Source organism: Kitasatospora sp. NPDC057500, assembly GCF_042802195.1.
In the GTDB taxonomy this organism is placed as follows: Bacteria; Actinomycetota; Actinomycetes; order Streptomycetales; family Streptomycetaceae; genus Kitasatospora.
Map to the genome: position 1 here is coordinate 1 of NZ_JBHVER010000272.1, position 8,982 is coordinate 8,982.

Genomic DNA, 8,982 nt, shown 5'->3' on the forward strand with positions numbered 1-8,982 from the left:
GGCCCCCCCCCCCCCCCGGGGGGGCACGTTGCGGTGGGGGGGGGGGTAACCCCGGGTGTCGCCGGGGGTTCCCACGCCGGAGGGGCGGGCGGTTTGCTGGCGGGGAGGGCCGGGAACCCGGTAGGGTCACCGATCGTTGCGAACAGTGACCGAGTGGCGACTCGCTGGTGAGCGTACGCCGGTGCACTGACTGCGCGCCGCTCCGGATCCGGACGCGACGGGGCGATGTGCCGGGCGAGGGGGTGCGGCTAGCATGACCGGGGTAGTGGTGGGCAGTACGCGGGTGCCTTCCCCAGGTAGGCAGGCGACAGGAGGGCGCGTCGTGATGCAGAAGGCGAAGATCCTCCTGGTCGACGACCGGCCGGAGAACCTGCTGGCGCTGGAGGCGATCCTCTCGGCGCTGGACCAGACCCTGGTCCGGGCGGCGTCCGGCGAGGAGGCGCTCAAGGCGCTGCTCACGGACGACTTCGCGGTGATCCTGCTGGACGTCCAGATGCCCGGGATGGACGGCTTCGAGACCGCCGCCCACATCAAGCGCCGCGAGCGCACCCGGGACATCCCGATCATCTTCCTCACCGCGATCAACCACGGCCCGCACCACACCTTCCGGGGTTACGCGGCCGGCGCGGTGGACTACATCTCCAAGCCGTTCGACCCCTGGGTGCTGCGCGCCAAGGTCTCGGTCTTCGTCGACCTCTACATGAAGAACTGCCAGCTGAAGGAGCAGGCCGCGCTGCTGCGGCTGCAACTGGAGGCGAGCGGCGCCGAGCCGGCCATCGGCGGCGCGCTGCTCGGCGAGCTGTCGGCCCGGCTGGCGGCGGTCGAGGAGCAGGCCGAGTCGCTGACCAAGCAGCTGGACGGCACCGAGGACGGCGGGGCGGCGGCCACCGCGGCGCATCTGGAGCGCAAGCTGGCCGGCCTGCGGCGCGCGCTGGACGCCCTGCGCCCCGGCACCGACTGAGCGTGCCCCGGGTTCACCCGTCCGGGTGAACCCGAGTGGGGTGACGGTGTGTCGGCGACACGTCCCGGGGCCCCGGACGCACCACGTGGGCACAGGTGGTGTGCCCCGGTAGGCTGCTGACTCATGGCCACACGTACGCCCGGAAGCGCGGCACGCAACCCGAGTCCGGGACCGTCCAAGAAGGCCGCGGCGAAGGCTCCGGCCAAGCCTCCCGCCAAGAAGGCGGCAGCGAAGAAGGCCGCCCCGGCGAAGAAGGCGGCGGCCAGGAAGACGGCCCCCCCGCCGCCGCCCCCCGCGTCCCGGCCGATACTCTTCCGCGCCGTGCGCGCCGTCTGGCTCGGCACGGCGCACGGCATCGGCGCGGTCTTCCGCGGCTTCGGCGACGGTGCCAAGAACCTGGACCCGGCGCACCGCAAGGACGGCCTCGGCCTGATGCTGCTCGCGCTGGCCCTGGTCACCGCCGCCGGTACCTGGTTCAGCCCGCAGGGCTGGCTGGGCGAGGCGGCGACCAACGTGGTCTCCGGCCTGTTCGGCCGGCTCGACGTGCTGGTGCCGTTCCTGCTGGCGGCCGTCGCGATCCGGCTGATGCGCCACCCGGAGCTGCCGGAGGCAAACGGGCGGATCATGATCGGCCTGACCACCCTGCTGGTCGGCGTGCTCGGCCTGGTCCACATCGGCTGCGGAGCGCCCGTGATGGGCAGTGGCGCGACCCGGATACGGACGGCCGGCGGCATCATCGGCTGGGCCGCCTCCACCCCGATGATGGCCGCCGCGGGGCCGGCCCTCGCGGTGCCGCTGCTCCTGCTGCTGGCGTTCTTCGGCCTGCTGGTCACCACCGCCACCCCGGTCAACCGGATCCCCGAGCGGATGCGCGCGGTGGGCGTCCGGCTGGGCGTGGTCGAACCCGGTCCGCAGGACCTCGAAGGGGGGCGTGCGCCGGAGCGCGAACTTTCCAACGAGCCCCCCGAGGACGCCGATCCCTCCGCGCTGCCGTTCACGGTGGACACGGACGGTGACGACCCCTCGGACGAGGTGGCCCGCCGGCGCCGCCGCAAGCGCAAGCAGCCCGACGAGGCGCCCGCGGACGAGCCGGACATGTTCGCCAAGGAGCCGCTGGACCCGTACACCACCCGCAACCTCGCCGCCGGCGCCGCCGCCGACCTGGACGGCGCGCTGGTCTACGGTGTGCCCGCCTCCTCGGCGGTGGCGGACATGATGCATCAGGTGCAGGACCGCACCGCCCCGCCGGAGGAGCCCGCCGTCCCGGCCGCCCGCACCGGGGGCGCCGGCCCCGGAGCCCCCGAGGAGCACGGCCCCGCGCCGGTCCGGATGGAGCAGCTCCAGCTCGCCGAGGGCCTCACCTACGCCCTGCCCTCGCTCGACCTGCTGGAGCGCGGCGGCCCGGCCAAGGCCCGCAGCGCCCTCAACGACGAGGTGGTGGCCCAGCTCACCGGCACCTTCACCGAGTTCAAGGTGGACGCCAGGGTCACCGGCTTCACCCGCGGCCCGACGGTCACCCGCTACGAGGTCGAGCTCGGCCCGGCGGTCAAGGTCGAGCGGATCACCGCGCTGGCCAAGAACATCGCGTACGCGGTGGCCAGCCCGGACGTGCGGATCATCAGCCCGATCCCGGGCAAGTCCGCGGTCGGCATCGAGATCCCCAACCGGGACCGCGAGATGGTCAACCTCGGCGACCTGCTGCGCTCGCGCACCGCCGCCGAGGACACCCACCCGATGGTCGTCGGCATGGGCAAGGACGTCGAGGGCCACACCGTGATGGCCAACCTCGCCAAGATGCCGCACATCCTGGTGGCCGGTGCCACCGGCGCCGGCAAGTCGTCCTGCATCAACTGCCTGATCACCTCGATCCTCGCCCGCTCCACCCCGGACGAGGTGCGGATGGTGCTGGTCGACCCCAAGCGGGTCGAGCTGACCGCGTACGAGGGCATCCCGCACCTCATCACGCCGATCATCACCAACCCGAAGAAGGCCGCCGAGGCCCTCCAGTGGGTGGTCCGCGAGATGGACATGCGCTACGACGACCTCGCCGCGTTCGGCTTCCGGCACGTGGACGACTTCAACGCGGCGGTCCGGGCCGGCACCGTCACCCCGCCGCTCGGCAGCGAGCGCGAGCTGACGCCGTACCCGTACCTGCTGGTGATCGTCGACGAGCTGGCCGACCTGATGATGGTCGCCCCGCGCGACGTCGAGGACTCGGTGGTCCGGATCACCCAGCTCGCCCGCGCGGCCGGCATCCACCTGGTGCTGGCAACCCAGCGGCCCTCGGTCGACGTGGTCACCGGTCTGATCAAGGCCAACGTGCCGTCCCGGCTGGCCTTCGCCACCTCGGCGATGGCCGACTCCCGGGTCATCCTGGACCAGCCCGGCGCCGAGAAGCTGATCGGCAAGGGCGACGCGCTGTTCCTGCCGATGGGCGCCAGCAAGCCGATCCGCATGCAGGGCGCCTTCGTCACCGAGGCCGAGATCGCCGCCGTCGTGAAGCACTGCAAGGACCAGCTCTCCGCCGTCTACCGGGACGACGTGATGGTCGGCGGCGGACCGAAGAAGGAGGTCGACGAGGAGATCGGCGACGACCTGGAGCTGCTGATCCAGGCGGCCGAGCTGGTGGTCTCCACCCAGTTCGGCTCCACCTCGATGCTCCAGCGCAAGCTGCGGGTCGGCTTCGCCAAGGCCGGGCGGCTGATGGACCTCATGGAGTCGCGCGGAATCGTCGGGCCGAGCGAGGGCTCCAAGGCCCGCGACGTCCTGGTGAAGCCGGACGAGCTGGACGGGGTGATCGTCTCCATCCGGGGCTGAGGCGGGCCGACGGGCCGCTGACGGGTGTTCACCCGTCCGGATGGGGGTAGGCGGCCGGTGCGGAACCGATCGGGTGCGCACCGCGTCCCATCAGCGACACCGGACGCGCGGGCGGCGGTGCGGGGCCCCGGGGACGGCGGCCGCCGCACTGACGGGCGGTCAGTGCACGCCCGGCCCCGGGCCGGGGCGGCCGAGCGCATTCGGGCCTGTTCCGCTTGAGAAACGATCCGCCCGCGCCCCTAGACTGTTCCCCAGCAGGTGGCCCACCGCTCGAAAGGCGTGCACCGTGACCATCGGCAAGTCCCCCGACCGCGAGAACGCCCCGACCCCCGCCGAGCCCGTCGGCGCCGCGGAACCGGTGGCCGATGCCCCGAGCATCGGCAGGGTGCTGTCCGCCGCCCGGATCGCGGCCGGGTTCACGGTGGATCAGGTGAGCGGTGCCACCCGGGTCCGGGTGCCGATCGTGCACGCCATCGAGGAGGACGACTTCGGCCGGTGCGGCGGTGACTTCTACGCCCGCGGCCACATCCGCGCGATCGCCCAGCTGGTCGGTGTCGACGGCGAGGTGCTGGTGGCCCGCTACGACGCCGCGCACGGCGGCTCCCCGGCCTCCAAGCGGCCCACCGAGCTGATCGAGAGCGGCCCGATCAAGGTCCCCGGCCGGGGCCGGCCGAACTGGACCATCGCCATGGTCACCGCGATCGTCGTGGTGGTCGGGGTGATCGGCTTCAACCTGGTGAGCGGGAAGGCCGGAACCGGGACCACCGGCTCGGCCAGCGCCCCGCTGCCCGCCGGATCCGGCACCGGCTCGGTCGCCCCGGTGGCCCCCGCGCCCACCCCGACCGTGCAGCCGCCCGCCCCGGAGCCCAGCGCCCCCGCGATCGCCGCCGCCCCGGCCGACAAGGTCACCGTGAAGCTGGTCGCCGAGAAGGACACCAGCTGGGTCTCGGCGGTGGACGGCACCGGGAAGTCGCTGTTCCAGAACAACATCGAGGAAGGCCAGGACCAGACCTTCACCGACCCCAAGCAGATCAAGCTGGTGATCGGCAACGCGGGCGCCGTGCACGTGTACGTCAACGGCAAGGACCTCGGACCGGCGGGCAAGAACGGCCAGGTGGTGCACGTCACGTACACCCCCGGGGACCCGCAGGCGGGCTGATCGCGGGGGCCGGCCGGACGGGGGCGCGACCGGCCGGACGGGGCGCACGGCCTCCGGGGCGAACGCCTCCGGCAGTCGCGCGTTAATCTTGGCCCTATGCCTGAACGCCGTACTGTCGCCCTTGTCACGCTCGGATGCGCCCGCAACGAGGTGGACTCCGAGGAACTCGCCGGGCGACTGGAAGCCGACGGCTGGTTGCTCGTGGACGACGCCGCCGACGCCGACGTCGCCGTCGTCAACACCTGTGGCTTCGTCGAGGCCGCCAAGAAGGACTCCGTCGACGCCCTGCTGGAGGCCAACGACCTCAAGGACCACGGCCGCACCCAGGCCGTGGTCGCGGTCGGCTGCATGGCCGAGCGCTACGGCAAGGAGCTGGCCGACGCGCTGCCCGAGGCCGACGGCGTGCTCGGCTTCGACGACTACGCCGACATCTCCGACCGCCTGCAGACCATCCTGTCCGGCGGCCACCACGCGCCGCACATCCCGCGCGACCGCCGCAAGCTGCTTCCGCTCAGCCCCGTCGAGCGCCAGGCCGCCGCCGCCGAGGTGGCCGTGCCGGGCCACGGCGCCCCCGAGGACCTGCCGGACGGCGTCGCGCCCGCCTCAGGGCCGCGCACCCTGCGCAAGCGCCTGGACGACAACCCGGTCGCCTCGGTCAAGCTCGCCTCCGGCTGCGACCGGCGCTGCTCGTTCTGCGCCATCCCGGCCTTCCGCGGCTCGTTCATCTCCCGCCGCCCCTCCGACGTGCTGCACGAGGCCCAGTGGCTGGCCGCGCAGGGCGTCCGCGAGGTCGTCCTGGTCAGCGAGAACAACACCTCGTACGGCAAGGACCTCGGCGACATCCGGCTGCTGGAGACCCTGCTCGGCGAGGTCGCCGCGATCGACGGCGTCGAGCGGGTCCGGGTCTCCTACCTCCAGCCCGCCGAGATGCGCCCCGGGCTGATCGACGCGATGACCGGCACCGAGGGCGTGCTGCCCTACTTCGACCTGTCGTTCCAGCACTCCGCGCCGGCCGTGCTGCGCCGGATGCGCCGCTTCGGCTCCACCGACCAGTTCCTGGAGCTGCTGAAGACCATCCGCGACAAGGCCCCGCAGGCCGGCGCCCGGTCCAACTTCATCGTCGGCTTCCCCGGCGAGAGCGAGGAGGACTTCGCCGAGCTGGAGCGCTTCGTCACGCACGCCGGGCTGGACGCGATCGGCGTCTTCGGCTACTCCGACGAGGAGGGCACCGAGGCCGCCGGCTACGACGGCAAGCTGCCCGAGGACGTGGTCGCCGACCGGCTGGCCCGGCTCAGCAGGCTCGCCGAGGAGATGACCGCCCAGCGGGCCGAGCAGCGGATCGGCACCGAGGTCGAGGTGCTGGTCGAATCGGTCGACGGCGACCTGGTCGAGGGCCGCGCCGCCCACCAGGCGCCCGAGACGGACGGCCTCACCACGCTCACCGGCGTCGAGGACCCCGAGGTCGGCCGGTTCTACCGGGCCCGGGTGGTCGCCAGCGAGGGCGTCGACCTGGTCGCCGAGGCGCTGGAGCAGGTGCGGGTCCGCCGGGCACCGGGAGCCGGGGAATGACCCAGGGGCCCGGCGCCCCGGCCGCGGCCCACCCGGGCAGACCGGCGGCCGCGGTGCCCCCGGTGCCGGGGATCTGGAACATCGCGAACATGCTGACCATGGTCCGGCTGCTGCTGGTCCCGGTCTTCGTCACCCTGCTCTTCGCCGAGGGCGGCCACGACCCCAAGTGGCGCTCGGTGGCCTGGGCCTCCTTCGCGATCGCGATGATCACCGACCTGTTCGACGGCGAGCTGGCCCGGCGCAAGGGCCTGGTCACCGACTTCGGCAAGATCGCCGACCCGATCGCCGACAAGGCGATCATGGGCGCGGCGCTGATCGGCCTCTCGGTGCTGGGCGACCTGCCGTGGTGGATCACCGTGGTGATCCTGGCCCGCGAGCTCGGCATCACCCTGATGCGGTTCTGGGTGATCCGCTTCGGGGTGATCCCGGCCAGCCGGGGCGGCAAGCTCAAGACGCTCACCCAGGGCATCGCCGTCGGCATGTACGTCCTGGAGCTGACCGGCTGGCTGGCCACCGCCCGGGCCGTGCTGATGGGCCTCGCGGTGGTGCTGACCGTCGGCACCGCGCTGGACTACGTGGGGCAGGCGCTGCGCCTGCGCCGGGAGGGGCTTGCGGCGCGACGCCCGCAGGGGTGAACGCGCGCGGATCGCGGCCGCGGGCGGCCCCCGGGCCGCACAATGGCGGGTACTCCGGGACGGGCCCGGGGGGACGCGAGGGAGGGACGTCGGGATGAGTGGCAGATCCGGGACCGTGCGGACCGGGGGTGTCGCGGAGCCGGGCGGCGCGGGCGAAGGGGTGCCCGACGCGATGTCCGACACGGTGTCCGCCGGGATGTCCGAAGGCTTGGCCGAACGGGTGGCGGACTACGGGCTGGCCGAGCGGGCGCACAGCGCGCTGCGGGCCCAGGGCGGCACGGTGGCGGTCGCGGAGTCGCTGACCGGCGGACTGCTGGCGGCCGCGCTGGTGGACGTCCCCGGGGCGTCCGCGACCTTCCGGGGATCGGTGACGGCCTACGCGACCGAGCTCAAGGCCTCGGTGCTCGGGGTCGACGAGGGCCTGCTCGACGTGCACGGCCCGGTCCACCCGGTGGTGGCCCGGCAGATGGCCGAGGGCGTGCGCAAGCTGCTCGGGGCGACCTACGGGGTCGCGACCACCGGAGTGGCCGGTCCGGAGCCGCAGGACGGGCAGCCGGTCGGCACGGTACACCTCGCGGTCGCCGGTCCGGGGGGAACTCTGGTCAGTTCGCCACGGTTGTCGGGAGAGCGTGCCACAATCCGTCACAGGGCGGTGACCGCCGCCCTGGAGCTGCTCGTCGGGCGGCTTCCGTCCGGTACGCCCGCGCACTGAGTCGTCGTCCGCACCGTCGTCACCGTCCGCCCTGCCGACCACCCGCCGTACCCGCCCCGGTGCCCGCCGGGGGCCGCCCGCCAAGATCTCCACCGAACCGAGATCTGCCGAACTGGCGTGCGGGCATCGCACACCTGGAGGATCGTGTTACATCGGAGGGCCTGGTTGGGCAGAAACCAGGTGGCGAACGAGTGGCGTGGCGGTGGCCGAGTGCCGCCCGGAGGGTACGACGAGGTACCCGTCGACCCGGGTGCGACACCGAAACAGGGGAGGGGACAGCCTTGCAGCCCAGAGTGAACACGACCATGGTCCCCGCACGCGAAGCGGGCAAGGCGGTACGGTGGGGGCGTGACATCTCGATCCGCAGTCCGAGGAGGGAGGCACCGATGATCCTGCTCCGTCGCCTACTGGGCGATGTACTGCGTCGGCAGCGCCAGCGCCAGGGCCGCACACTCCGCGAGGTGTCGGCGGCCGCCAGGGTTTCGCTCGGGTACCTCTCCGAGGTCGAGCGGGGACAGAAGGAGGCCTCCTCGGAGCTGCTCTCCGCCATCTGCGACGCGCTCGACGTCCGGATGTCCGAGGTCATGCGCGAGGTCAGCGACGAACTGTCGCTCGCCGAACTTGCGGCGATGGCCACCCTCTCCGAAGGTGAACTGCTGAGGCCGGTGCTCGAACCGGTTCCGCTGCCGGCTCCCGGCACCGACCGGGCGAACATGTCGCCCAAGGCCGCCGCGATGGACGTGGTCGCCGCCTGACCTGGCCTCGGTACGGGTCCGTCGGGCCCGGGTTGAGCGAAGGAGGCGGTCGTGCGCAGTGCGGCGGCGAGGTGTGCCGGGGCCCGAATACGGTTCCGGCTGGGCCTGGGACTCCTGGTGGTCCTGGCCGGCGGGCTCGGCTGGTGGCTGACGACCGGCCCCGGGCGGCTGCCCGGTGGCGTGGTGCTCGGCCTGCTGGCGGCCGGCGGCTGGGGGCTCGGGCTGATCCCGGTGCACGCCGACTGGCGGTCCACCGGGCCGTCACGGCGCCGGGCGGGTGAGCCGGCGACCCGGGTGGAGCCGCGCTGGGAGGCGGGACCTCCGGCCGGGTGACAAGACGCGGACGAGGGCCGTGGGACCGATCGGTCCCACGG

General features: G+C 73.3%; 8 protein-coding genes. All 8 read left to right on the plus strand.

Features of this window, described 5'->3' with window-relative positions:
* Positions 1-322 precede the first annotated feature (322 nt).
* The 8 genes from ACFU74_RS33925 to ACFU74_RS33960 all read left to right on the plus strand — a co-directional run bounded on the left by ACFU74_RS33925 (position 323) and on the right by ACFU74_RS33960 (position 8,941).
* Positions 323-961, plus strand: coding sequence for a response regulator (locus ACFU74_RS33925; RefSeq protein WP_380763854.1), 639 nt, complete (start codon positions 323-325; stop codon positions 959-961).
* A gap of 123 nt (positions 962-1,084) precedes the next feature.
* Positions 1,085-3,778: a DNA translocase FtsK gene (locus tag ACFU74_RS33930; RefSeq protein WP_380763856.1), complete on the plus strand. Its 2,694-nt coding sequence runs from the start codon at positions 1,085-1,087 to the stop codon at positions 3,776-3,778.
* A 286-nt stretch (positions 3,779-4,064) separates the two neighbouring features.
* Complete coding sequence (locus tag ACFU74_RS33935; protein WP_380763858.1) at positions 4,065-4,937, plus strand: helix-turn-helix domain-containing protein; 873 nt, start codon at positions 4,065-4,067, stop codon at positions 4,935-4,937.
* A gap of 96 nt (positions 4,938-5,033) precedes the next feature.
* Complete coding sequence (gene rimO, locus ACFU74_RS33940; RefSeq protein ID WP_380763860.1) at positions 5,034-6,506, plus strand: 30S ribosomal protein S12 methylthiotransferase RimO; 1,473 nt, start codon at positions 5,034-5,036, stop codon at positions 6,504-6,506.
* Positions 6,503-7,141 carry a CDP-diacylglycerol--glycerol-3-phosphate 3-phosphatidyltransferase gene (pgsA, locus tag ACFU74_RS33945; RefSeq protein WP_380763862.1) on the plus strand — a complete coding sequence of 213 codons (639 nt, stop codon included), beginning with the start codon at positions 6,503-6,505 and terminating at the stop codon, positions 7,139-7,141. Before rimO ends, pgsA begins: the two co-directional genes overlap by 4 nt.
* Positions 7,142-7,337: 196 nt before the next feature.
* Complete coding sequence (locus ACFU74_RS33950) at positions 7,338-7,853, plus strand: CinA family protein (protein WP_380763866.1); 516 nt, start codon at positions 7,338-7,340, stop codon at positions 7,851-7,853.
* Between the two features lie 386 nt (positions 7,854-8,239).
* Positions 8,240-8,608, plus strand: coding sequence for a helix-turn-helix transcriptional regulator (locus ACFU74_RS33955; protein ID WP_350551437.1), 369 nt, complete (start codon positions 8,240-8,242; stop codon positions 8,606-8,608).
* 51 nt (positions 8,609-8,659) lie between these two features.
* Positions 8,660-8,941: a hypothetical protein gene (locus ACFU74_RS33960; protein WP_380763864.1), complete on the plus strand. Its 282-nt coding sequence runs from the start codon at positions 8,660-8,662 to the stop codon at positions 8,939-8,941.
* Positions 8,942-8,982 lie beyond the last annotated feature (41 nt).

What these genes read in the sequence shown, in the direction of transcription:
- pgsA (WP_380763862.1), top strand. Translation starts at nt 6,503, where the DNA reads ATGACCCAGGGGCCCGGCGCCCCGGCCGCGGCCCACCCGGGCAGACCG.
- ACFU74_RS33930 (WP_380763856.1), top strand. Translation starts at nt 1,085, where the DNA reads ATGGCCACACGTACGCCCGGAAGCGCGGCACGCAACCCGAGTCCGGGA.
- ACFU74_RS33950 (WP_380763866.1), top strand. Translation starts at nt 7,338, where the DNA reads ATGTCCGAAGGCTTGGCCGAACGGGTGGCGGACTACGGGCTGGCCGAG.
- rimO (WP_380763860.1), top strand. Translation starts at nt 5,034, where the DNA reads ATGCCTGAACGCCGTACTGTCGCCCTTGTCACGCTCGGATGCGCCCGC.
- ACFU74_RS33955 (WP_350551437.1), top strand. Translation starts at nt 8,240, where the DNA reads ATGATCCTGCTCCGTCGCCTACTGGGCGATGTACTGCGTCGGCAGCGC.